The organism is Leisingera sp. F5, assembly GCF_001593695.1.
In genome coordinates, this window is sequence record NZ_LUKH01000005.1 from 1 (window position 1) to 24605 (window position 24605).

General features: G+C 60.3%; 23 protein-coding genes and 1 tRNA gene. 17 read left to right on the forward strand and 7 right to left on the reverse strand.

Annotation, left to right across the window (positions count from 1 at the left end; all coding sequences use genetic code 11):
- Together A2I95_RS04320 and A2I95_RS04325 are read left to right on the forward strand one after the other, a co-directional pair.
- A partial coding sequence (locus A2I95_RS04320) for a globin domain-containing protein (RefSeq protein ID WP_367150784.1) occupies positions 1-385 on the forward strand: 385 nt, incomplete at its 5' end.
- Between the two features lie 98 nt (positions 386-483).
- Positions 484-570: transfer RNA gene (locus A2I95_RS04325), tRNA-Leu, on the forward strand.
- A 148-nt stretch (positions 571-718) separates the two neighbouring features.
- On the opposite strand, the gene A2I95_RS04330 is transcribed toward A2I95_RS04325, so the two are convergent.
- Genes A2I95_RS04330 through A2I95_RS04340 form a run of 3 tightly spaced genes read right to left on the reverse strand, consistent with a single transcriptional unit; the run spans position 719 to position 4256 of the window.
- Positions 719-2194, reverse strand: coding sequence for a heme biosynthesis HemY N-terminal domain-containing protein (locus A2I95_RS04330; RefSeq protein ID WP_291728207.1), 1476 nt, complete (start codon positions 2192-2194; stop codon positions 719-721).
- 10 nt (positions 2195-2204) lie between these two features.
- Positions 2205-3560, reverse strand: coding sequence for a hypothetical protein (locus A2I95_RS04335; RefSeq protein ID WP_291728209.1), 1356 nt, complete (start codon positions 3558-3560; stop codon positions 2205-2207).
- Positions 3561-3611: 51 nt separating this feature from the next.
- The gene (locus A2I95_RS04340) at positions 3612-4256 is read right to left on the reverse strand and encodes a uroporphyrinogen-III synthase (RefSeq protein ID WP_367150786.1); all 645 of its coding nucleotides are present in this window, start codon (positions 4254-4256) and stop codon (positions 3612-3614) included.
- Positions 4257-4410: 154 nt separating this feature from the next.
- Between A2I95_RS04340 and tsaD the strand changes: the two genes are divergently transcribed.
- The 6 genes from tsaD (at position 4411) to A2I95_RS04370 (ending at position 8556) form a co-directional block, all read left to right on the forward strand.
- Positions 4411-5508, forward strand: a complete 1098-nt coding sequence (gene tsaD / locus A2I95_RS04345) for a tRNA (adenosine(37)-N6)-threonylcarbamoyltransferase complex transferase subunit TsaD (RefSeq protein WP_291728213.1) — start codon at positions 4411-4413, stop codon at positions 5506-5508.
- On the forward strand, positions 5505-6467 hold the full coding sequence (locus tag A2I95_RS04350) for an NAD(P)H-dependent glycerol-3-phosphate dehydrogenase (protein WP_291728215.1): 963 nt from the start codon (positions 5505-5507) through the stop codon (positions 6465-6467). Before tsaD ends, A2I95_RS04350 begins: the two co-directional genes overlap by 4 nt.
- A 1-nt stretch (position 6468) precedes the next feature.
- Positions 6469-6741, forward strand: a complete 273-nt coding sequence (locus A2I95_RS04355; protein ID WP_291728216.1) for a YciI family protein — start codon at positions 6469-6471, stop codon at positions 6739-6741.
- Entirely contained in the window at positions 6741-7163 is a 423-nt protein-coding gene (locus A2I95_RS04360) for an EVE domain-containing protein (RefSeq protein ID WP_291728218.1), read from the forward strand. Before A2I95_RS04355 ends, A2I95_RS04360 begins: the two co-directional genes overlap by 1 nt.
- 46 nt (positions 7164-7209) lie before the next feature.
- Positions 7210-7605, forward strand: coding sequence for a DUF1761 domain-containing protein (locus A2I95_RS04365; protein ID WP_291728220.1), 396 nt, complete (start codon positions 7210-7212; stop codon positions 7603-7605).
- A 303-nt stretch (positions 7606-7908) separates the two neighbouring features.
- Positions 7909-8556 (forward strand): DUF899 family protein, encoded by a 648-nt coding sequence (locus A2I95_RS04370; protein ID WP_291728222.1) that lies wholly within the window; start codon positions 7909-7911, stop codon positions 8554-8556.
- 72 nt (positions 8557-8628) lie between these two features.
- Here A2I95_RS04370 and ahcY read toward each other — a convergent pair whose 3' ends face one another.
- Together ahcY and A2I95_RS04380 are read right to left on the reverse strand one after the other, a co-directional pair.
- The gene (gene ahcY / locus A2I95_RS04375) at positions 8629-10017 is read right to left on the reverse strand and encodes an adenosylhomocysteinase (protein ID WP_291728224.1); all 1389 of its coding nucleotides are present in this window, start codon (positions 10015-10017) and stop codon (positions 8629-8631) included.
- A 151-nt stretch (positions 10018-10168) separates the two neighbouring features.
- Complete coding sequence (locus tag A2I95_RS04380) at positions 10169-10483, reverse strand: hypothetical protein (protein WP_291728225.1); 315 nt, start codon at positions 10481-10483, stop codon at positions 10169-10171.
- Positions 10484-10717: 234 nt separating this feature from the next.
- On the opposite strand from A2I95_RS04380, the gene A2I95_RS04385 reads away from it, so the two are divergent.
- Positions 10718-11314 carry an HD family hydrolase gene (locus A2I95_RS04385; RefSeq protein WP_291728227.1) on the forward strand — a complete coding sequence of 199 codons (597 nt, stop codon included), beginning with the start codon at positions 10718-10720 and terminating at the stop codon, positions 11312-11314.
- A gap of 3 nt (positions 11315-11317) precedes the next feature.
- On the opposite strand, the gene A2I95_RS04390 is transcribed toward A2I95_RS04385, so the two are convergent.
- Together A2I95_RS04390 and A2I95_RS04395 are read right to left on the reverse strand one after the other, a co-directional pair.
- Complete coding sequence (locus A2I95_RS04390; protein ID WP_027256951.1) at positions 11318-11872, reverse strand: ActR/PrrA/RegA family redox response regulator transcription factor; 555 nt, start codon at positions 11870-11872, stop codon at positions 11318-11320.
- An 80-nt stretch (positions 11873-11952) separates the two neighbouring features.
- A complete protein-coding gene (locus tag A2I95_RS04395) occupies positions 11953-12573 on the reverse strand; it encodes an SCO family protein (RefSeq protein ID WP_291728231.1) in 621 nt (206 codons plus the stop codon).
- A 116-nt stretch (positions 12574-12689) separates the two neighbouring features.
- On the opposite strand from A2I95_RS04395, the gene regB reads away from it, so the two are divergent.
- From regB to trxA, 8 genes are all read left to right on the forward strand, one after another.
- Complete coding sequence (regB, locus tag A2I95_RS04400) at positions 12690-14084, forward strand: sensor histidine kinase RegB (RefSeq protein WP_291728233.1); 1395 nt, start codon at positions 12690-12692, stop codon at positions 14082-14084.
- An 89-nt stretch (positions 14085-14173) separates the two neighbouring features.
- Positions 14174-15721 carry a PAS-domain containing protein gene (locus A2I95_RS04405; RefSeq protein ID WP_291728235.1) on the forward strand — a complete coding sequence of 516 codons (1548 nt, stop codon included), beginning with the start codon at positions 14174-14176 and terminating at the stop codon, positions 15719-15721.
- A 49-nt stretch (positions 15722-15770) separates the two neighbouring features.
- Positions 15771-16247: a tRNA (adenosine(37)-N6)-threonylcarbamoyltransferase complex ATPase subunit type 1 TsaE gene (gene tsaE / locus A2I95_RS04410; RefSeq protein WP_291728237.1), complete on the forward strand. Its 477-nt coding sequence runs from the start codon at positions 15771-15773 to the stop codon at positions 16245-16247.
- On the forward strand, positions 16244-17242 hold the full coding sequence (locus A2I95_RS04415; protein WP_291728239.1) for a phosphotransferase: 999 nt from the start codon (positions 16244-16246) through the stop codon (positions 17240-17242). The genes tsaE and A2I95_RS04415 overlap by 4 nt, the downstream gene beginning before the upstream one ends.
- Positions 17242-17934: a nucleotidyltransferase family protein gene (locus A2I95_RS04420; RefSeq protein WP_291728241.1), complete on the forward strand. Its 693-nt coding sequence runs from the start codon at positions 17242-17244 to the stop codon at positions 17932-17934. The genes A2I95_RS04415 and A2I95_RS04420 overlap by 1 nt, the downstream gene beginning before the upstream one ends.
- Positions 17924-20857, forward strand: coding sequence for a double-strand break repair protein AddB (gene addB / locus A2I95_RS04425; protein WP_291728243.1), 2934 nt, complete (start codon positions 17924-17926; stop codon positions 20855-20857). Before A2I95_RS04420 ends, addB begins: the two co-directional genes overlap by 11 nt.
- On the forward strand, positions 20854-24207 hold the full coding sequence (addA, locus tag A2I95_RS04430) for a double-strand break repair helicase AddA (protein WP_291728245.1): 3354 nt from the start codon (positions 20854-20856) through the stop codon (positions 24205-24207). Before addB ends, addA begins: the two co-directional genes overlap by 4 nt.
- A 62-nt stretch (positions 24208-24269) precedes the next feature.
- On the forward strand, positions 24270-24590 hold the full coding sequence (gene trxA / locus A2I95_RS04435) for a thioredoxin (RefSeq protein WP_027256960.1): 321 nt from the start codon (positions 24270-24272) through the stop codon (positions 24588-24590).
- The last annotated feature ends 15 nt before the right edge of the window (positions 24591-24605 follow it).

Sequence of the window (24605 nt, forward strand, 5' to 3'; positions counted from 1 at the left end):
ATCGACATCAGCATGGCAATGCGGGCGGATGAATATCGAAGCCTTTGTGCCGGCGTTCTACGGAAATTTCTTTGCTGTCTGCCCGGATATCCGGAGCCTGTTTCCTGACGACCTGACCCAGCAAGAAGGAAAGCTGCTGGCCTCGCTGACCCATATCGCCGAAGCGCTGGATGACTCCGAACGGCTGGATTCGATCTTGCAACAGCAAGGTGAAAAGCATCGCAAACTTGAGGTGTCAGATGCCCATTTCCATGGCTTCATAAGCAGTTTCACCGGGGCTCTTGCCGACACACTGGGTCCAGACTGGAACAGCGAAGCACACCAGGCCTGGGCAAGATTTCTGACTCATGTGGCATCTAAGATGGACTTTCTCACTCGACGATAGGGCGGCCCGGACCGTCATTCCAGCCTACGTTGGATCTTCGGCGGTTTTCCGTTTGACGCTTCTCACGAACCGCCTTATACGCCGGTCCCACGACACCTGCCCAGGTGGCGGAATTGGTAGACGCGCTAGCTTCAGGTGCTAGTGTCCGTATGGACGTGGAGGTTCGAGTCCTCTCCTGGGCACCATATCCCCGAAAATATAGATGCACATTGTCTCTGGCCCAGCACTCGCCGTATTCTCGGGCTTGCTTGTTTCTGTAAGCTGATGGCCGCCCATCTCTGAGAGTGGAAGGTACGGCCGGAAATCCTGCCGTACCTTGCTATAAATATTATCTCAATTCGGCTCTTTTATCTGGTCCTGAGACTCTGACACTGGTTCCTGACCGGATTCCAAAACCTCAGCCTCTTCCACCGTCTCCGATACCTTGTCTTCCGGCGCACCAGTGATCAGCGGCAGCATATGTGCTGCTGCAAGACTGGCAACTTCCGGCGTTTCCGGCCGCTTCCAGGACAGGGTATCAAAGCTCGCACAATGTTCGCAAACCGGCGCCCATTCCGCGTGAATATGGTTGCAGCTATCACAGACCCATTGCGGCCCGCGCGGAGAGGTCAGCGCCTTGGCCAGCCAGCCCTGCACCACCTTGTCACCGGCACCTTCGCCGCGCTCGATCGCAGCCATCAGCGTCAGCCCACGAGCATCAGGTGCACGTTCGGCCAGATCGCTCAGCCAGCGGCGGGCTTCGGGGAAGTCTTCGGCGACGATGTTCAGCTCGGCCATCACCAGCCGGGTCTCGTCATCCTGCGGTTTAAGCCGGGCCAGCTGATCAAAGCGTTTGACGCGCTCGGCGGCGCTTTCCTCCGGCTCGATTTCTGCAAAGGCATGGGCCAGATCAGGGTGCGGCTGGCTTTCCCAGGTCTTTTTCAGCAGCCGGGCTGCCGGGCGTTTCTTGCCCTTGGCGATATAGGCGCGGGCGGCCATTGCCGCGGCCGGCACGAGATCCGGCGACAAGCGGTTGGCCTCGATTGCCTGCTCCTGCTGCTCGACCGTCGCGCCTTCGTCCAGGATCCCCTTTGAGGCCGACAGCGCCAGCACCGCGTCGCGGCGCTTGAACACGTCGCGCGGCAGGGTGCCGGTCTTGAGCTTGGTGGACAGTGTCTTGCGGGCACCGGCCCAATCCTCGGCCTGGGCCTGCAGACGCAGCAGCGTATCCTGCACTTCCTCATGCTTGGGTCGCAGCGCTAGTGCTTTCTCGGCCAGCTGGAGGGCTGTCTCTGTGTCGCCTTCGGACAGTTTCTGCTTCATGATCCCGCGCACACCGACAAAACGGGTCGGCTGGTTCGACAGCAGCCGTTTATAGGCTTCGGCCGCTTTGCGAGTGTCGCCGGTCATCTCCGCAGCCTGTGCCACCAACAGATCAGTCAGATCCGGCTTTTGCAGGTATTTCTCGGCCCGCGCTGCCTTGGCCAGCGCCAGACGCCCCTCACCCGAGGCCAGCGCCATCAGACCATCGGCCAGCGCCTGATAGCCTTTGCGCTCGCGCCCCTTATCCCAATACCGCGACAAGGCGGTTTCATCACCATTCAAAAAATGCAGCGTGGCAAGCAGAAGCGACAGCAGCTTGAGGAACAGCCAGACTCCCAAGACCAGTACGCCCAGCGCAATCACCGATTGCAGCGCACCCAGAGTATATTCAGTGCCGGCTACGGTTATCTGCACCCCGCCGGCAGTTTCCATCAGCAGACCCGCGCCGAATGCCAGAAGCGCGATAATCGCGACGAAAACGAGGATCTTCAACAACGACCAGAGCATGGCGGCTTCCTTATTTGGCTTGCAGGCTTTGAGCCAGATCAGTGGCGGCAGTCACGGCTGCCACCCGCGCATTTGCAGCGGCTTCCCAGCTGGACATAGCAGTTCGTGCAGAATCGGGCAGGGCAGAAAGTTCTGACAGAGCTTCCTGCAGCTTGCCCGCGGCCACGGCCGCTTCGGCGCGGGACAGGACCGCATCCGTATCGTCCCCGTCCCTCGGGGTGACAGAGCGGGCGCCCAGGTGACGGTTCACGTAATCCAGCAGGCCGCTGCCGTCCTTTGTGTCCTCCCGGGCGGAGGCCAGCGCCTCGCGGGCAGCCGGAGCGAACCCGTCCCGCAAGGCAGACAGCGACGCTACTCCGCTCTCCGCAGGACCGGACAAGGCTTCCGGAACATCAACACCGAGGGCCGCAAGCTCCTGCACACTGGCCGCATAGCTGTTACCGGTGTCCAAGGCAAAACGCAGCTGCGCCAGCTGCGTCTGGGCGCTGGCAATCCGTGCGGCCTCGGCACTCGCCGCGTCCATCGCCTGGGCGTGTGCCAGCATCTGTTCGACTTCGGAACGCTGCGCCGCAAGGCTGTCCTGCAGCTTACCCAGCTCGGTTTCAAACGCGGCCACAGCTTCGGGCGAGGCGCCTTCCGGAGGCCGGGTTTCCAGCGCCGCAACGCGTGCGACCAACGCCTCCAACTCCGCACGCAGCACCGCATCCGGCGCCTGCGCGGTTTTCAGCGGTTCGATATCGGCGGCAAAGGCTTCGATCTGCGCCTTAAGAGGCGACAAATCCGGCGACGGGCTGGCCTCGAATTGTTGTTTCAAGTCAGCCAAGGACGCCTGCAGGTCCGACTGACCGGTTTCCAGCGCCGTCAGATCTGTGCCTTGGTTTTGCAGCGAAGCCGGCAGAACACTGTCAAGCCAACCGCCCTGGCCGACAACAAATCCAATGACCGCAGCCACGGCGCCGCCCAGCAGGGCAGAACCGAATCCGCCGCGCTTCTCCACCACCCGTTCGATTTCGCGGGGCGGCTCAGCTTGCGCAACTGGCTCTGCCGGTTCAAAGGCGGTGGTTTCTTCCGAGGTCGCCTCCCAATCAGGAGCCGCAATTTCGGTCTCGGTCTCGGTCTCGGTCTCGGTCTCGGTCTCGGTCTCGGTCTCGGTCTCGGTCTCGGTCTCGGTCTCGGTCTCGGTCTCGGTCTCGGTCTCGGTCTCGGTCTCGGAAACCGCGGACTCGATGTTCTCAGATACGTCAACCGCATCAGTGGCGCTTTCGTCAGTCATATCCTGTTCAAGCGCTTCAGCGGTGTCCTCAACCGGCTGGGATTCACCGGGGCCAGGCTCAATCACGTCTTCCGGATTTTTCTTGTCAGCCACGCCGGCCTCCCCCTCGTTTCCTAAAATACATTCCTGCGAACACGCCGGACACTACTCTGCGTGCCCCTTACCCTCAAGCCGGGACAGCTGCGCTGCGGCATCAAGGACAGCCTCTTCCATGGCTTCGGCATTGGGTTCCTTACTTACGCGCAACACCTTGCAATTCAAGCTTTTCAATGGTTCGGCAACAGCCTGACTAAGCGCAATCAGGTGCAAATGCACAGCATCCTCGCACAGACTGGCAAAATGACGCGCAGTTCTGGGAGAAAAAAGCGGCACGATCACATCATTTTGCGCAGAAAGCACAGCCTGCGCCTCCCCTGACAACGGCAGAAGTATCTGATCATACACGGTTTGCGCACGGCAGGGGATACCGCCATCAGTAAGCCTTTGTGCAATCCCGCCCCGAGCATGGGTGCCCCGCAAATGCAAAAGCGGTGCTTCCGGCGGTTGTTGCAGCATTCTTTCGACCAATTCATCCGCGCATTGCCCCAGGCCAACCGCCTGCCAGCCGGCGTCCGCAGCAGCCCTGGCGGTGCGCTCGCCAACACAAAAAGCCGGCAGACCGGCCGCAGTTTCACGTGAAGCGGCTTCGACCCCGTTGGCCGATGTGAATATCACGCCTTTCACGCCATCCAGGCTGATTTGCGCCTGTGTCGGCCGAATCTGCATCAGCGGCGCATAGATCACCTGCAACCCGGCACGTGCCCCTTGGGGCAGCCCGGCCACAAACCGCTCTGCCGCTGCCAGCGGGCGTGTCATCAGCAAAGGCACCATCGCGGGCTCCCGGGATTGTTTGCAATCCGCTTAGGTGGTAGCCCCGGCGGCAAAGCGATGCAACGGTAAGGCCATGACAAAGACCCTGACAATTCTGGGGCTGGAGAGCAGCTGTGACGATACCGCCGCCGCCGTGGTGCGGCAATCGGAGGGCACCCAGCCCAAAGTTCTGTCTTCGGTCGTGTTCGGCCAGACTGAGTTGCACAGCGCCTTTGGCGGCGTGGTGCCGGAGATCGCTGCCCGCGCCCATGCCGAAAAGCTGGACATTTGCGTGCGCGATGCGCTGGCCGGGGCCGGGCTGACCTTGAAAGACATGGATGCGGTCGCCGTGACCGCCGGCCCCGGGCTGATTGGCGGAGTGATGTCTGGCGTTATGTGCGCCAAGGGCATTTCTGCGGCGACCGGCCTGCCGTTGGTTGGAGTAAATCACCTGGCCGGTCACGCGCTGACGCCGCGGCTGACCGATGGGATTGCCTTCCCTTACCTGATGCTGCTGGTTTCCGGCGGGCACTGCCAATACCTGCTGGTGCGCGGACCTGAGGATTTCACCCGCCTCGGCGGCACCATCGACGATGCTCCGGGCGAAGCGTTTGATAAGACCGCCCGCCTGCTGGGCCTGCCGCAACCCGGCGGACCCGCAGTGCAGGCGGAGGCGGAAAAAGGCGATCCCAAACGCTACCGATTTCCCCGGCCCTTGCTGGACCGGCCGGATTGCAACTTGTCCTTTTCAGGCCTGAAAACTGCATTGATGCGCATGCGTGACCAAATCGCGGCAGAAAAAGGCGGCCTTACCCGACAGAACCGGGCTGATCTGTGCGCCGGTTTCCAGGCCGCTGTGGTTGACACGTTGGCCGAAAAAACCCGCCGCGCTATCCGCCTGTATCTGAAAGAGCAACCTGCGCAACCAACCGTTGCCGTTGCCGGCGGGGTTGCAGCAAATACCGCCATTCGCGCCGCATTAGAGACTGTTTGTGCCGAGTCAGGCGCCGCCTTTACCGCACCGCCGTTGCACTTGTGCACCGATAACGCGGCGATGATTGCTTATGCTGGCCTGGAACGGTTCAAGGCCGGCGCCCGCGACGGGCTGGACCTGACCGCCCGCCCCCGTTGGCCGCTGGATCAAAGCAGTCCGGCGCTGATCGGATCCGGCCGAAAAGGAGCCAAGGCATGAGCATTTCTGTACTGGGATCCGGCGCCTTCGGCACAGCTTTGGCAATCTCCCTGGCAGGCAATGGCCCGGTAACCCTGTGGGCGCGCAACGCGATGAAAGCTCAGGCGATGCAGGACAGCCGCCGCAACGGCACCCGGCTGCCGGGCGTTGAACTGCCCAAGAATCTTGTGATCACTTCTGACATCGGGAAAGCCTGCGAATCCCGTGTCCTGCTGCTGGCGGTACCGATGCAAACCCTGCGTGGTGCCTTGGAACAGCACAAGGATCACTTGACCGGAAAGACGCTTGTCGCTTGTTGCAAAGGGATCGAGCTGGACTCTGGCCTCGGCCCGGTGGCAGTCATCCAGGAAGTTCTCCCGGGTACCTGTTCAGCGCTGCTGACGGGGCCGAGCTTTGCCGTGGATATTGCGCGCGGGCTGCCAACCGCACTAACCCTTGCCTGCAACGAGGCAGAGCAGGGCAAGGCACTCCAGGAGCAATTGACCACGGCCAACCTGCGGCTCTACCGCACCACAGACACCATTGGAGCCGAAATCGGCGGCGCTTTGAAAAACGTGATGGCAATTGCCTGCGGAGCGGTCATTGGGGCCGGGCTTGGCGATAGTGCCCGCGCTGCACTAATGACACGGGGATATGCCGAAATGCAGCGTTTGGCACTGGCCTGTGGAGCAAAATCAGAGACATTGGCCGGGCTATCCGGCTTTGGCGATTTGACGCTGACCTGCAGTTCCGAGCTGTCCCGCAACTACCGTCTTGGACTTTCCATTGGCCGGGAGGAGGATTTCGATTCCACCATCACAGTCGAAGGGGCAGCCACCGCAAAGGCGGTCGCGGAGCAGGCGCAAAGGATGAATTTGGACATGCCGGTCACACTCACGGTAACCAATTTGCTAGATCAACGCTTGACGATTGGCGAGGCAGCGGCACATTTGCTTAAAAGACCGCTAAAAGAGGAATAAAATGCTCATTGCATTGATCGCTCGTGACAAACCCGGCCATTTGCAAACCCGGCTGGACAACCGTGACGCCCATCTAGGCTATATCAACGACACCGGCGCCGTAGCGCAGGCAGGTCCGCTGCTGGATCAGGATGGCAATATGGCCGGATCTCTGGTTATTCTGGATGTCGAAGACATGGCAGCGGGTGAGACCTGGGCGGCAAACGACCCTTACAACAAGGCCGGCCTCTTTGAAGCTGTCGAATTGATCACCTGGAAAAAGGTCATCGGCTGATGCGCTACTGGCTGTTCAAATCCGAACCCTCCACCTGGAGCTGGGATGACCAGGTCTCCAAAGGCGACGCGGGCGAGGAATGGGACGGCGTGCGCAACTACCAGGCGCGCAATTTCATGCGTGAAATGAAGATCGGCGACCGCGGGTTTTTCTATCACTCGCAGAAAGAGAAATCCGTGGTCGGCATCGTTGAGGTCTGCGCCGAGGCCCATCCTGACAGCACCACCGAAGACGACCGCTGGGAGTGTGTTGACATCAAAGCAGTGCGGCCTTTTTCTAAGCCGGTTTCATTGGATCGGATCAAGTCCGACCCGCAGTTGGAAGATATGGTATTGGTCAAAAACTCCCGCCTGTCGGTGCAGCCGGTGAGCGAGGCGGAATGGTCTGCCATTTGCGCGTTGGGAGAGACAGATCCCAGCTGATCTGTCAATCTGTTCCTAAGTGGCTGAAACCATTGAGGAGAACAGTATGGAATTTCTGAGTGTGATCGTGGCGGCTGCGGCGGCATTTGCGCTGGGGGCAGGATATTACGGTGCCCTCGCCAAACCGTGGATCGAGGCCGCCGGTGTTGAATGTGATGAAGACGGAAAACCGAAGGGCGGTCAGAGCCCAATGATTTTTGCGATGGCTTTTCTCTTGCAGCTGATCGTTGTTGGCATGATGCGCCATGTGTTCACTCTGTCCGGCATCGAGACCCTTGGCGCGGGCCTGGTTGGCGGCGCAGGTGTCGGACTGTTCTTGATCAGCCCCTGGATTGCCTTGAACAACATGTATGGAATGCGGCCGGTGAAGCTGACGCTGATTGATAGCGGCTATGCGACGCTGGCCTGCGCAGTTGCCGGCCTGGTGCTGAGCCTGTTCTGAATTGAAAAAGGGAAGGACCTGAGGACAATCAGGACCTTCCCTTCCACCCCGCGTGCTCCACTATCCACCACACGCGTTTGAAAATCTGGTACCTGGCCGTCCTGGCCGGTGTCTTATGTGTAGCCCTTTGAAACACGATTCCGCAAATCAATAACCCAGACAATGCGAGCTAAATCAGCGACGCTGGAAGCCAGGCACAAAACCCCGGATCTCACTGCCGAAATTGTGAAACCTCTTGACAGATCGCAACATTATTTAACATTATTGTTAATATAAGGTATCTCCAGTCAAGAAAGGCACGCAATGCCGGTAAACTTCCCTAACGAGAGTGCCGCCTACCGCAAAGCCCGCAATGAACTGTTGCAAGCTGAGCTCGCTTTGCGCGCACAAACCGAAAAAGTTGCCGCCCTGCGCCGGTCTTTGCCTGCCGGCGGGCGGGCTGCGGAGACTTATGAATTCCGCTGCACCAGCGGCGCTTCGGCATCCCTGCTGGACCTGTTCGGCCAGCATAGCACCCTAGCGGTCTATTCTCTGATGTACGGTCCGGATAGCAAGGCCGCCTGTCCGATGTGTGCAGCGCTTCTTGATGGCTGGCGCGGACAAGTGTCCCATGTGCACACGCGCATGGGGTTTGCGATTGTCGCACAATCGTCGCCGGAACGGCTCGCAGCACTGCAGATCGCAAAGGGCTGGCAGGATCTGCCGCTCTATTCTGCTGCAGGTACCAGCTATCAGCAGGACTACTTGGGTGAAAACAGCGAGGACGCGCAGCTGCCAATGCTGCATGTCTTCACCAGATCAGAGGACGGTATCCGGCATTTCTGGGGATCGGAGATGCTCTTTGAGCCCAGCCCCTGGCAGCCGCGTCATGTCGATGCACTATGGTCGATGTGGAACCTCTTTGATCTCACGCCCGAAGGCCGCGGTGATCATATGCCCAGCCCGCGCTGAAATTCACCTCAGGAACGAAAAAGCGCCGCAGGAAATTCCAGCGGCGCTGATTTTTTTGGCAAGCACAGCTGCTTAGTAGCGGTAATGCTCCGGCTTGAACGGGCCCTCGGGCTTAACGCCGATATAGGCGGCCTGCTCAGCGCTCAGCTGGGTCAGTTTGACACCGATGCGGCCCAGGTGCAGGCGGGCGACTTTCTCGTCCAGATGCTTGGGCAGGATGTAGACGTCGTTGCCGTAGTGATCGCCGCGGGTCCACAGCTCAATCTGGGCCAGCACCTGGTTGGTGAAGGAGGCCGACATCACGAAACTCGGATGGCCAGTGGCATTGCCAAGGTTCAGCAGGCGGCCTTCGGAAAGCAAGATCATGCGGTTGCCCGAAGGCATCTCGATCATGTCCACCTGTTCTTTGATGTTGGTCCACTTGTGGTTCTTCAGCGCGGCAACCTGGATCTCGTTGTCGAAGTGGCCGATGTTGCCGACAATCGCCATGTCCTTCATCTCGCGCATGTGCTCGATGCGGATCACGTCCTTGTTGCCGGTTGTGGTGATGAAGATATCGGCAGAACCGACTTCCTCCTCCAGCAGCACCACTTCGAAACCGTCCATTGCGGCCTGCAGAGCGCAGATCGGGTCAGCTTCGGTGACTTTGACCCGGGCGCCGGCGCCGCGCAAACTGGCCGCGGAACCTTTGCCCACGTCGCCATAGCCGCAGACCACGGCGACCTTGCCGGCCATCATGGTGTCGGTGGCACGGCGAATGCCGTCGACCAGCGATTCTTTGCAGCCGTATTTGTTATCGAACTTCGATTTGGTGACCGAATCATTGACGTTAATCGCCGGGAACGGCAGCTGGCCGTTCTTCTGCAGATCATAGAGACGGTGCACGCCGGTGGTGGTCTCTTCGGACACGCCCAGAATCGCATCGCGGGTCTTGGTGAACCAGCCCGGGGACGCTTCCATACGCTTCTGGATCTGCACCTTGATGACAGCTTCTTCTTCGGACTGCGGCACCGGAATGATGTCTTCGCCCGCTTCGGCACGTGCGCCCAGCAAAACATAAAGGGTGGCATCGCCACCGTCGTCGAGGATCAGGTTCGGACCCTCAGGGAACATGAAGGATTTATCCAGGTAATCCCAATGCTCTTCCAGCGACTGGCCCTTGATCGCAAAGACCGGGATACCTGATTCGGCGATGGCCGCGGCAGCGTGGTCCTGGGTCGAAAAGATGTTGCACGACGCCCAGCGCACATCGGCGCCCAGCGCCACCAGCGTTTCGATCAGCACAGCTGTCTGGATGGTCATATGCAGTGAGCCGACAATCCGCGCGCCTTTCAGCGGTTTGCTTTCGCCGTATTCCGCGCGCAGGGACATCAGACCCGGCATTTCGGTTTCAGCGATGTCCAGCTCTTTGCGGCCGAACCCGGCCAGCGCGATGTCCTTGACGATGTAATCCCCGGCCATTGTCTGCTCCATTCAGGTTACGAGTAAAGTTGCAGCAGGGCCTAACACTGCAATTGTTGATATTCAACGAAGATACCCGCAGCCGGAGCCTATGGCTCTGGCTTTTTATGGTGGAGCAGGCTGTTGGGGGGAGCCTGTCAGGCGGCCAGTGTCAGCTTGGCGTGCCTGGGTCCGGCGCATTTTCCAAAATGTGGAAGAATGAGGAACCGGTCGCAACAACGCAACTGACCCCATTCGCATGTGTGACCAGAACAGTAAAAGTTCCGGTTTCATCCGATGACCAGACCTCAATCACAGTGGCCTCAGGACGGCTTTTCTGCAATCCGCCGGCGGTCAGCCGTTCGGAGTATCCGCTTTCCAGCTTCCGGGTCATGACCTCGCGGTCGCCGCAGCTGGCTGCCAAGGCTGGCGGCGCCGTCGCTGCCATGCCGAATAACAGTGAAATACCAAGAAGACGCTTAAACATGACAAACTCCTTTCCATTGCGTGTCACGTCACGAAAAGGGGTTGCCGCAGAGAGGGGGCGGTGCCCCTTGTATACCTATAATATTGGGCCGCGCAGTGCCCGTTTCAAACTCACAAGGCATAAACACTCCGTTTTTGCCTGTGTTCAGGCATCCCGCGGCCAAACCCGGCAAGCATTGCCGGGTTGCCGCACAACGGTTAGTCAAAGGGGGGAGTGCAGCGACAGGAAAACCTCATGCCCGCAAAACCCGCCCGCGCATGGCAGCGTATGCTGTCCGGCCGCCGCCTGGATCTGCTGGACCCGACGCCGATGGATATCGAGATCGAGGATATTGCCCACGGCCTGGCCTTTGTCGCGCGCTGGAACGGCCAAACCAGGGGGGATTTCGCCTATTCCGTAGCTGAGCATTCACTGCTGGTTGCAGACCTCTTCACCCGGATGCATCCCAAGGCGCCGGTCAAATGGCGGCTGGCAGCACTGCTGCATGATGCCCCCGAATATGTGATCGGGGATATGATCTCTCCGGTCAAAGCCGCTGTGGGACCGGGGTATGGCGAACTGGACTTGCGGCTGACCGCAGCCATTCACCTGCGGTTTGGTCTGCCCGCTGCCCTGCCCAAGACTGTGAAGACGCAAATCAAGCGGGCCGACAAGATCAGCGCCTGGATGGAAGCGGTGCAGATCGCCGGTTTTTCAGAAAAAGAGGCCAGCAGTTTCTTTGGACGTCCAAAGCCGGAAACCATCGAAGGTTTCAATATCGTTCTGCGCCCGCCGCTGGAAACCCGGGTGGCGTTTTTGGGCCGCCACGCGGAATTGATGGAGCAGCTTTGAGCTTTAGCGCGGGCTGCGTTTGGCCAGAATACGCTGCAGGGTACGGCGGTGCATGTTCAGCCGCCGTGCAGTTTCCGAGACATTGCGGTCGCACAGCTCATAGATCCGCTGGATATGTTCCCAGCGCACCCGGTCGGCGCTCATCGGGTTTTCCGGTGGCGGCGGCAGCACATCCTCGTTAGCCAGCAAAGCGTTCATGATGTCGGTGGCATCAGCCGGCTTGGACAGGTAATCTGTCGCACCGATCTTGACCGCTGCGACAGCCGTGGCGATGGCGCCATAGCCAGTCAGCACCACAACGCGGCTATCCGGGCGTTTTTCCCGCAGCACTTCGACCACATCCAGACCATTGCCGTCTTCCAGCCGCAGATCCACCACCGCAAAGGCCGGCGGGCGGGCCGTTGCAATGGCACTGCCTGCGGCAACCGACCCCGCGGTCTCCACTGTGAAGCCGCGTTTTTCCATTGCCTTGGCCAGACGCCGCAGAAACGGCTCGTCATCGTCAACCAGCAGCAGTGTCTTGTCGGGTCCAATATCCTGCAGAGCAGTTTCGGCCATGCCCGGTCCTCCGCGAAATTCTTATCTGTTCACGCAAGAATATGTCCGGGCAGGGGAAAAGGTCAAACAGCTATCCTGCTTTAGATTTTTTCGATGAAGCAGGCCGTCTTGTCGGCCATCTGCTCGGCCGTTTCATCACGGCGGAAGAATTCCACAAAGCCGTCCTCGGGCAGCACCAGATAGGAGAATGTGGAATGGTCGACGAGGTAATAATCCTCATCCCCTTCGTTCTTCTTGAAGTAGGTCTTGTAGGCCTTGCTGGCGGCCTTCACCTGGTCCAGAGACCCGGTCAGCCCGATCATCTTTTCATGCAGGTTTTCGGCGAAATCTCCAACAGCTTCAGGGGTGTCGCGGTCCGGGTCGATGGAAATGAACACTGGCGTCACGCTGATGCCGCGTTCTGCCAGCACATCCGCAGCATCCGCATTGCGGGCTGAATCCATCGGGCAAACGTCGGGACAGAAGGTGTAGCCGAAGTAAACAATAGACGGTTCGGTGATCACATCCTTGTCAGTGACTGTCTCACCCTTGGCATTGACCAGTTCGAACGCCCCGCCGATGGTATCGGTGCCGCCAGCGATCTGGCTGCTGCGGCACTGTGCGAATTTGTCGCCTCCAGCCCCTCCGCGGGTCATAAACCAGGCACCACCCACAAGGGCAGCAACAAAAGCAACAGCAAGAAGAGCATAGACGCGGGTCATGAGATCACACTTTTCGTCAGGGAAGGGTTGTTGATCGTTTGCTGCGCCAGACCTATCAAGAAATACAGCCGATGCAACTGGCGCACGGCGTCACATCTGCGGGAGCAACAGACCTTATGAGCGATCGCATCTTCAAACTGATGAGCGGCCAGGAACACAGCCACTGGATCCGGCTGCGGACCCTGATCCTGCTGCGCTGGGTGGCCATTGCCGGACAAGTCACCGCCATTGCAGTGGCGCAGCACCGCTTTAACCTGCAGTTGGAGCTGGGCCTGTGCTATCTGGCTATTGGCATTTCAGCCGCAGGCAATCTGATCGCCATTTTCGCCTTCCCGGAAAACAAGCGCCTGACCGAGTTTGAGAACTTCCTGATGGTGCTGTTCGATCTGCTGCAGCTAGCCTTCCTGGTGTATCTGACTGGCGGGCTGAACAACCCCTTTGCCTTGCTGGTGCTGGGGCCAGTGACTATTTCCGCCGCTGTTATGGGATTGCGCTCCACCCTGACCATAGGTGCCACCGCCGTAATTCTGGTCACCCTGATGGCGGAATTCCACCTGCCGCTGCGCACTGAGCAGGGATTCATCCTGCGTATCCCCGATGTGTTCATCTTCGGCAATTGGATCGCCATCGTTATCGCCATCCTGTTCATCGGCGCCTATTCCTTCCGGGTCAGCAATGAAATGCGCTCAATGTCGGATGCGCTCAGCGCCACCCAGCTGGCATTGTCGCGCGAGCAAAAGCTGACCGACCTGGGCGGCGTGGTCGCGGCGGCGGCGCATGAGCTGGGCACGCCGCTGGCCACCATAAAACTCGCCAGTGCCGAGCTGATCGAAGAGCTGGACGACCGCCCTGACCTGCGCGAAGACGCCGCGCTGATCCGTGAACAGGCCGACCGCTGCCGCGACATCTTGCGCGGCATGGGCCGGGCCGGAAATGACGATTTGCATTTGCGTCAGGCACCGTTTTCAACCCTGGTGACCGAAGCAGCAGAGCCGCACATGAACCGCGGCAAATCCGTCATCTACCATGAGGAGCCGCTGGAGGGGGGTGATTTCCAGCAGCCGACGGTGATGCGTAAGCCCGAGATCATTCATGGATTGCGCAATCTGGTGCAGAATGCAGTGGATTTCTCCCGCTCCACCGTCTGGATCGATGCTGCCTGGAACAACGACCGGATCATCCTGCGGATCTGCGACGATGGCCAGGGATTTCCGCCGCATCTTCTGGGCCGCATTGGCGATCCGTTTGTGCGCCGCCGAAGGGGCGAAAACGAGCTGAAGCAGCGGCCCGAGTATGAGGGCATGGGGCTGGGTTTGTTCATTGCCAAAACGCTGCTGCAGCGCACTGGCGCACAGCTAAGATTCGCCAATGGCGCAGACCCTTTCCAGACTCTCAGCCCCTACCGCGAACGGCGCGGCGCCATTGTAGAGGTAGCCTGGCCGCGCAAAAAAATCGATGCCATGGCGGACGGCGGCCCTGTCATTGGGAAAAATATACCTTTAGAAATTTAACTATTCACTTTTGGGCAACCAATTAAACTTCATTTAACCATTATTAGGGAACCATGCGGGTAAACGAGAGCTGAACTGGGCAGGACGATATGCAGGACTTCGCTTCGATCGAATGGTTTGTACTGGCAGCGCTTTGTGCTGCAACAGCGGCTGCGGCGGTCTGGTGGCTGTCGCCTAATCCGCGCCGCAATGGCATGGAACATGATCTGCTGGCCGGCGACGGCCGCACTGATGCGGTGTTCCTGTTTGACGAAAACAGCCTGATCGGCTGGTCTTCGGGCGCGCGCAAATTCATTGGCGACCAGGCGGAAAACTTTGACTGGGGCATGCTGCGCGACCAACTGGCCCGCAGCTACCCGGGCCTGCCGCAATCGCCGGGCTTCCTCAAAGATGTCGGTCCGCTCGTGCTTTCCGGCACTGCATCCGCCGAAAGCCGCGAGGCGCATTGCGAATGGATCGATGGGGTCACCCGCGTCCAGCTGCGCCGCAGCACCTTGGAAGAACAGAATAAATCCCTGGATCAGGAGCTGACCACCCTGCGCGCTGCTGTGCATCAGGCGCCCTACCCGGTCTGGCTGCAGTCGGAGGAGGGCAACGTCACTTGGTCTAACCTCGCCTATGACGACCTCAGCCAGAAGATCCGCGGCCGCAATGCCGACTTTGCCGAACCCCTGTTCACTGACCTCCACGACCCGATGACCAGCGGCAAGCCGGAGCGGATCTACATCCCGTTGCCGGAAAGCAACAAGAAACTGTGGTACAACGTTTCCACCACAGAAACCGAAGCCGGCTGGCTGTGCCACGCGGTGGATGTGAATGCCGTAGTCGACGCCGAGGTTGCCCAGCGCAATTTCGTGCAGACTCTGGCCAAGACGTTTGCCCAGCTGTCGATCGGCCTTGCGATTTTTGACCGCAACCGCCAGCTGGTGCTGTTCAACCCGGTGCTGATCGACCTCACCGCCCTGCCCGCCAACTTCCTCAGCTCGCGGCCCAATCTGCTGACTTTCTTCGACCGGCTGCGCGACCAGCGGATGATGCCGGAACCGAAAAGCTACTCCAGTTGGCGCCACCAGATGGCTGACCTCTTGGAGGCCGCTGCCGAAGGCCGGTACCAGGAAACATGGTCGCTGCCGTCGGGGTCCGTCTACAAGGTTTCGGGCCGGCCGCACCCGGACGGCGCCATTGCCTTCCTGTTCGAAGACATCACGGCCGAGGTCACCCTCACCCGCCAGTTCCGCTCCGAGCTGGAGATGGGCCAGTCGATCATGGATCAGATGGACGAGGCGATTGCGGTCTTCGCCAGCGATGGCAGCATGACCTTTTCCAACAGTGCCTATGGCAGCCTCTGGTCAATGGATCCGGAAGCCAGCTTTGCCAAAGTGTCGATCATGGATGCCAGCCGGATCTGGCAGGACACCTGCGCTCCAACTCCTGTCTGGGGGGAGATTCGCGATTTTGTCGCTGGCGGAGAAGGGCGCGAAGCCTGGTGGTCCCATGTCCAATTGCGCGACGGCACGCGTATGATCTGCAAGGTCTCCGCAATTCAGAACGGTGCTACGATGGTCAGCTTCCGGGCGCCGGAAACCGTGGCCTTGCCGGCAGGCCAGCAGCGCTTCCCTGCTATCAGCCAGGGCTGAGCCCGGAAACCGGCTTGCAGCAGACCGGCGGCGGCGCCATTCTAGCACCATGACCACGGATACCGCGTCCCGCACGCTGAACTCACCGGATGATACGGCCCGTTTGGCCGCACAAATCGCCGGAGCCCTGCGCCCCGGCGATTGCCTGTTGCTGGAAGGGGTAATCGGCGCCGGCAAGACCCATTTCGCCCGCCACTTGATCCAATCGCTGATGGATGTGCCGGAAGACGTCCCCTCGCCCACTTTCACACTGGTGCAAACCTATGACGTGCCCGCCGGTGAATTGTGGCACACCGACCTTTACCGGCTGTCGTCGCTGGATGAGCTGGAAGAACTGGGTCTGATCGAAGCGTTTGACAGCGCCATCTGCCTAGTCGAATGGCCCGACCGCCTGGCCGAACTGACCCCTGCCCACGCCATCCACCTGAAATTGGCGCTGGATCCGAAGCATGAAGACCGCCGCCATCTGACGCTTAGCTGGAGCGACATGAAATGGCGGCCCCTGATGGAGCGCATCTGCGCATGACTGACCGCAACACCCTGTGCGAAACATTTCTCTCGGCCACGCCATTTGGCGACTGGCAACGGGGACCGCTGGCCGGCGACGCTTCGAACCGGCGCTATGAACGCCTGATGGCTGACAATGGTAAGACCGTTGTGCTGATGGACGCGCCGCCGGAAAAGGGCGAAGATGTCCGCCCTTTCATCCGCATTGCCGAATACTTGCATACCCAAGGTCTCAGCGCCCCGGAGATCCTGGCACAGGACGTTGAGAATGGCTTTTTGCTGCTGGAAGACCTGGGCGATGATCTTTTTGCACGCGTCGTTCTTCAGAAACCGGCGCTGGAAATGGAGCTCTATAAGGCGGCCACCGATGCGCTGGTTTCCTTGCACCAAGCACCGATGCCGGATCTGGAACCATATGGCTCGCGAATGATGGCAGAAATGGCCGGTCTGGCGCTGCTGAAATACCGCGACGGCATCCTCGGCGGCCATGATCCTGACTTGCAGTCCCGGTTCGAGGATCACTTCGAAGACATCCTGCGTGAATCTGTCAAAGGCGATCCTGTTCTGGTTCAGCGTGACTACCACGCCGAAAACCTGCTGTGGCTGCCGGACCGCAACGGGGTGGCGCGAGTAGGTCTGCTGGATTTCCAGGACGCCCGCGCCGGCCACTGCGCATATGATCTGGTGTCGCTGCTGCAGGATGCCCGCCGCGACGTGCCGGCCGCCATCGAAATGCAGATGATTGATCGCTATATCTCTGCCGCCGGAGTGGATGAGTCCGGTTTCCGCACGGCCTATACTGTACTGGGCGTGCAGCGGAACCTGCGTATCCTCGGCGTCTTTGCCCGGCTAAGCCAGGAATACGGCAAGCCCCATTACGTGGACTTGATCCCGCGGGTGTGGAGCCATTTCATTCGCGGGCTGGAGCATCCTGCGCTGGCTCCGGTCGCGGATCTGTTACGTGAAAGCCTGCCCCCCCCAGTCCCGGACACTCTGGACAGGCTGAGGCCCTGATGCAGCACTCTCCTGACGCCGTTATGTTGTTTGCCGCAGGGTTTGGAACCCGGATGCGGGAGCTGACCCGCGACAAGCCGAAACCGATGATCGAAGTCTCAGGACGGCCGCTGATCGCCCATGCGCTGGAGCTCGCCCAAGCCGTCCGGCCAGCCCGGATAGTGGCAAACCTGCATTACAAGCCTGAGCCGCTAAAGACCTTTTTAGAGACTAAAAATGTGCTCATCAGTCTCGAATCCCCCGATATTCTCGACACCGGCGGCGGTCTGCGCCAGGCTTTGCCGCTGTTGGAAGACGGGCCGGTTTTCACCATGAACACCGACGCCATATGGAGCGGTCCGAACCCATTGCAATTGGCCCTTCAAGCTTGGGAACCCCACCGCATGGACGCACTTCTGGTCTGTGTGCCGCTGAAGCGTGCAGCGGGCCGCACCGGCGGTGGAGATTTCGCGGCTGATGCCGACGGCCGCATCAGCCGCGGCGGACAGTTAGTCTATGGCGGGGTTCAGATCCTGAAAACACAGGATCTTCATCAGATTGAGGAGCGGGTGTTCTCTCTGAATGTCCTGTGGAACCGGATGGCCGAAGCAAACCGGCTGTTTGCCCTGGAATATCCCGGCAGCTGGTGCGATGTGGGCTATCCAGAGGGGATCACACTGGCCGAGGATCTGATAGCCGCAGATGATGTTTGAACCTTCCGCAAAACCGCGCGTCTTTGCTCTGCCCTGCGGTGTCGACTTCCCGCAAGCACTGACCGACGGACTGCGCATCCGCAGCCAGGATCAGCCACCCGAAGCATTGGCGAGGGTTGAACTGATCGTCAACACCTCCCGTATGGCGCGGCGTGTCCGCACCCTGTTTGACAATGGCCCTGCCCTGCTGCTGCCGCGCATACTGCTGCTGGCCGATCTGGCACAGCGCTCCACGCTGGACGGGCTGCCGCCCGTTTTGCCGCCGCTGCGGCGGCGGCTGGAACTGTCTCAGTTGATCGCAAAACTATTAGATGCGCAGCCCGACCTGGCCTCCAGGGCGTCGCTCTATGACTTGTCCGACAGTCTTGCTGCGCTGATAGACGAGATGCAGGGAGAAGGCGTCAGTACTGATGCGATCCGCGAGCTGGATGTTTCCGACATGTCCGGTCACTGGGCACGGGCGCAGGCCTTTATCGGAATTGCTGATGAGTTCACTGGCCTGCATGAAGGTGCGATGGATTCCCAGGCGCGGCAGCGGCAGGCGGTGCTGAACCTGATCGGGCAATGGCAGGAGAACCCGCCGCCGCATCCAGTGATCCTGGCCGGCTCCACCGGTTCCCGCGGGACTACGCTAATGCTGATGCAGGCCATCGCCCGGCTGCCGCAAGGCGCAGTCGTACTTCCCGGTTTTGACTTTGACCAGCCGGATCATGTTTGGGACAGGCTGGATGATCCGATGATTTCGGAGGATCATCCACAGTACCGGTTCCACAAATTATTGAAAGACTTGGAACTTTCACCAGGCGACGTGCAGCGCTGGACAGATACACCGCCAGTATCTTCTAAGCGCAACCAACTGGTTTCTCTTGCTTTGCGTCCAGCCCCGGTGACCGATGCCTGGATGAGCGAAGGCCCAAATCTGTCTGGTCTGAAACCGGCTACAGATAACGTTACCCTGATCGAGGCCCCCAACCCCCGCGCCGAAGCTCTGGCCATCGCTCTCCGCCTGCGCCAAGCAGCGGAAGACGGGCAAACCGCCGCGCTTATTACGCCGGACCGGATGCTGACCCGCCAGGTCTCGGCAGCGCTGGACCGCTGGGATATCCTTCCTGACGATTCTGCCGGCCAGCCCCTGCAGCTGTCGCCTCCGGGCCGTTTCCTGCGCCATGTGGCTGGGCTGTTCTGCAAACCACTGGCATGCGACAGCCTGCTGACACTGCTAAAACACCCGCTGACCCACGATGGCGCGGACCGTGGCAATCACCTGCGCCAAACCCGCGAGCTTGAGCTGTCCCTGCGCCGAAACGGCCCGCCCTTCCCCGATGCCGCAGCTTTTGCCGGATTTGAAAAGGGGCGCAATCTGACCCCAGGCTGGACTTCGTGGCTCAGCGCTTGTTTCGCAGATCAGGAAGTTACAGGCACCCTTCCCTTGACCGATTGGGTCCGGCGTCTGCGCGGCCACGCTGAATATATCGCTGCCGGCAGCCAATCAGACGGCAGCAGTACGCTATGGGACAAGAAGGCTGGTCAAGCCGCGCGCTCTTGCATTGAAAACCTGGAAGCCGAAGCCCCCTATGGCGGCGATATGTCCGCCCGCGATTTTGCCGATCTTCTGGGTGCGTTGCTGAGCCAGGGCGAGGTGCGCGACCGTGATGCGCCCTATGGCTCGATCATGATCTGGGGCACACTGGAGGCGCGGGTGCAGGGCGCCGATCTGGTGATTCTTGGCGGCCTCAACGAGGGCAGCTGGCCAGAGGCCGCCAGCCCCGATCCCTGGCTGAACCGGCAACTGCGCAACCAGGCAGGGCTGCTGCTGCCGGAACGCCGAATCGGCCTGTCAGCGCATGACTTTCAACAGGCCATCGCTGCACCCGAAGTCTGGCTGACGCGCGCCGAACGCTCTGAAGAAGCAGACACCGTGCCCTCACGCTGGCTGAATCGGCTAACCAACCTCTTGTCCGGACTGCCAGATCAGGGCGGCGGGGATGCGCTGGAAACCATGCGGACGAAAGGCCTCAAGTGGCTCGGCCAGGCAGAGGTTCTGGAAGAGCCAACACCGGTCCCGCAAATGCCGCGCCCATCGCCGCGGCCACCGGTTGCCGCCCGCCCGCGTCGGCTCACCATCACGGAAATCCCCCGCTTGATCCGCGACCCATATGCAATTTACGCCAAGCATATTCTGCGGCTGAAGCCTCTGAATCCGCTGGTGCAAGAGCCTGACGCCTTGCTGCGCGGCATTGTGGTGCATGAGGTGTTTGAACAGTTCATCAAGGAAGCCCAAGCGGATCCTTCCCTGCTGACTGCCGGTCACCTGATCGACAAAACCCGCCAGCTGCTGGAAAGCCACGTCCCCTGGCCGGTTGCGCGCATCCTGTGGCACAGCCGCATCCGCAAGATCGCCGGAGACTTTGTGCTGGCTGAGCAGGAACGCCAGGCCCGTGCAAAACCGGTGGCCTTTGAGGCCAAAGGCAGCACCCGGTTGGACCCACTGGATTTTACCATCGCCTGCCGCGCCGACCGGATCGACATGGACGATCGCGGGTCCCTGCATCTCTATGATTACAAAACCGGTGCGCCGCCCTCGGAATCGCAGCAGAAGAAGTTCGAAAAGCAATTGCTGATCGAAGCAGCCATGGCCGAGCAAGGCGCCTTTGACGGCCTTGGCCCGGCAGAAGTTGCCCGCGCCCTGTTCATCGGGCTTGGATCCAGCATGAAGGAAGTGCGTGCACCGCTGGAAGAAGAACCGCCAGCCAAGGTGTGGGACGAGCTGCACACTCTGATCGGTGCCTATTTCGAGCCTGAGCAAGGTTATTCGAGTCGCCGCATGGTGTATCGCGACGACATCGCCGGCGACTACGACCACCTTGCGCGTTACGGCGAATGGGATCGCAGCGCCACGCCCCGGCCGGAGAATCTGTCATGACCATCCGCAACGCCGCCTCCGAGGCGCAGTTCCGCGCCGCACGCCCCGATGCCTCTACCTGGCTGGCGGCCAATGCTGGATCCGGCAAGACCAAAGTTCTGACCGACCGGGTGGCGCGGCTCTTGCTGAAGGGCGTGCAGCCGCAGCACATCCTGTGCCTGACCTACACCAAGGCCGCCGCCAGCGAGATGCAGAACCGGCTGTTCAAGCGGCTGGGCGAATGGGCAATGCTGGCGGATCCGGCGCTGATCGCCGCCTTGACGGAGCTGGGCGAGGTCAACACCGGCGCCGAGGATCTGGCACAGGCCCGCACCCTGTTTGCCCGCGCGATTGAGACGCCAGGCGGGTTGAAAATCCAGACCATCCACTCCTTCTGTGCCTCGCTTCTGCGCCGCTTCCCGCTGGAGGCCGGCGTCAGCCCGCAATTTTCAGAGATGGACGACCGCGCAGGCCAGCTGCTGCGTGCGGAAATCATGGAGGGTTTCGCCCGAGGGTCCGAGGCCCCGCTGGTCGACTCCCTGGCACGCCATGTCAGCGACAGCGATTTTGAGACCCTGACATCCTCCATCTGCCAGCGCCGCGCCGATTTCGGCCAGCCGCTGGACTGGGACGGGCTGCTGGAGCTGTTTGAGCTGCCTGAAGGTTTTGACGAATCCGCGCTGGAAACCCTGGTGTATTTAGGCGGAGAGGAAGAACTGCTGCAGCGCACTCGCCAGATGCTGGGGCAGGGCGGTGCGACCGATCAAAAGGCAGCTGTAAAGCTGACTGGCATAGCCACGCCGGCACTTGCCGACTTGAGCACGCTGGAAAGCGTCTTCCTCACTGGCGCCAGCGCCAAAGAGCCGTTCACTGCCAAAGTCGATAAGTTCCCAACCAAAAAGCTACGCGAATCGCATCTCTCGCTAATGGACCAGCTGGAACCGCTGATGCTGCGCATCGAAGATGCCCGCACCAAACGCCTGGCCCTGGCTGCCGCACGCAAAAGCCAGGATCTGCATCGCTTTGCCACCGCCTTCCTGCCGGAGTATGAGCACCGCAAACAGCTGCGCGGCTGGCTCGACTTTGACGACCTGATCCTGAAGGCCCGGCAATTGCTGAACGATCCGGGCGTTGCCGCCTGGGTACTGTACCGGTTGGACGGCGGAATCGACCACATTCTGGTAGACGAGGCGCAGGACACCAGCCCGGTGCAATGGGACGTGATTGAAAAGCTGGCGCAGGAATTCACTGCCGGCGTGGGTGCGCGCTCGGATGTCGAGCGCACGATCTTTGTGGTCGGCGACAAGAAACAGTCGATCTATTCTTTCCAGGGCGCCGACCCCGATGCGTTTGACCGGATGCAGCAGGAATTCGGCAACCGGCTGGCGGAAACAGGGGCAGGGCTGCAGGATGCCTCGCTCGATTTCTCTTTCCGGTCTTCTGCTGCGATCCTGAAACTGGTGGATCTGGTGTTCCGCGACAGCCCGCGTGCAGGGTTTCGCAAGGAAGCGCTGCATCGGGCCTTCAAGTCCGACCTGCCGGGCCGGGTGGACCTTTGGCCGGTGGTCGGAAAGGTCGAGGACGACGAGGATCCTGACTGGACCAGTCCCGTTGACCGGCCCAGCAGCCGCCATCACACAGTGATCCTGGCGGAACGCATCGCCCAGTCGATCAAGCAAATGATCGGCACCGGCGTCACAATTCCTGAGGACGGCGCTGAACGCGGCACCTTCCAGCGCAGGCCGGTTCAGGCAGGTGATTTCCTGATTCTCGTGCAGCGCCGGTCCGATCTGTTCTCTGAGATCATCCGTGCCTGCAAGAAGGCCGAACTGCCCATTGCCGGCGCTGACCGGTTGAAAATAGGTGCGGAACTGGCGGTAAAGGACATCGCTGCACTGTTGCGATTCCTGGCCCTGCCGGAGGACTCTTTGTCACTGGCGGAAGCACTTAAGTCGCCTCTGTTCGGCTGGGATGAACAAGCGCTGTTCGACCTCGCCCACCGGCGTGAGGCAATGTATCTCTGGCCGGCGCTGCGCGCGCGGGCAGAGGAGTTTCCTGATTCCATGGCCGTGCTGAATGACCTGCGCGCCAATGTGGATTTCCTGCGCCCCTATGATCTGATCGAACGCATCCTGACACGCCACAGCGGCCGCCAGAAACTGCTGGGCCGGCTGGGGCCGGAAGCCGAGGACGGCATCAATGCGCTGCTTTCGCAGGCACTGGCTTATGAACGCACCGATGTGCCCAGTCTCACCGGCTTCCTGGTCTGGATGCAGACCGACGATCTGGAAATCAAACGCCAGATGGGCGCAGCCGGCAATATGATCCGGGTGATGTCGGTGCATGGCTCCAAAGGCCTGGAAGCGCCTATTGTGATTCTGCCGGATACTGCCAAACGCCAAGCGCCGCGCGATGCGGAAATCATGCTGGCCGGTAGCACCCCGGTGTGGAAGCTGCCCAAGGACCAAATGCCAGCCACTATGCTGGCCGCCCGTGAAGCCGCCCAGGAAAAACTTCAAAATGAACGGTTGCGCCTATTGTATGTGGCTCTAACCCGGGCAGAAAAATGGCTGATCGTCGCCGCAGCCGGCGACGTCGGTGAGCAGAACGACAGCTGGTACCGTATGACGGAACGCGCTTTGCGGGATGGCGGAGCGGTGGAGTTTGAAAACGAAGGTGGCACTGGATTGCGTCTGCAACACGGTGATTGGGACGGGCTGCCGCTGATTGAAACGCCAGCCCAGGACGCTGAGAAACACACCTTGCCGGAAGTCTTTACCCGGCTGGCCAGACCTTATGCAGCACCGGCTCCGGCGCTCAGCCCTTCGGATTTGGGCGGGGCCAAGGCCTTGCCGGGGGATCAGGGCTTGGAAGAAGAGGCCGCCAAAGCCCGCGGCAGCAGGCTGCATTTGCTGCTGGAGCATCTGCCCGGCCGATCCGAGGTTGATTGGCCGAAGCTCGCGCAAAACCTTCTGCAAGGTGCAGAAGACAGCGCCGATCTTCTGGCCGAAGCCTCAGCCGTTCTCAAAAACGCTGATTTATTTCATATTTTTGAGCCGGACACTCTGGCCGAGGTGCCTATTACTGCAGATTTGCATGGCTCACGCCTGCATGGAGTTATCGACAGGCTGATCGTAACCCCGGAAAAAGTCCTGGCAGTGGATTTCAAATCCAACGCAACTATACCTGAAACGCCTGAAAAATGCCCCGAAGGCCTGCTGCGGCAGATGGGCGCCTATGCCCATGCGCTTGCACAGATTTATCCGGATCGCGCCATTGAAACCGCGTTGCTTTGGACCTGCAATGCAACCCTAATGCAGCTGCCGCACGAGCTTGTGACAGGCGCGCTTCTGCGGAGGATGGAACCTTGACGATCGGTTAAGCCGTACCTAGGTTCCAACTCCAGTTGCCACACACTCATGGAGACATGCATATGTCCACCGTAGCCGTCACCGACGCCACATTTGACGCCGAAGTCAAGAACTCAGATATCCCCGTTGTGGTGGATTTCTGGGCTGAGTGGTGCGGTCCCTGTAAGCAGATCGGCCCCGCTCTGGAAGAGTTGGCCGCGGAATTCGGCGGCAAGGTGAAAATTGCCAAGGTCGATGTCGACAACAACCCGAATTCGGCCGCCGCCATGGGCGTGCGCGGTATTCCGGCGCTGTTTATCTTCAAGGATGGGCAAGTGGTTTCGAACCGTGCCGGCGCCGCGCCCAAAGCCGCGCTGCAAAGCTGGATCGAAGACTCGATCTGAGCCTGATCCTTTTCG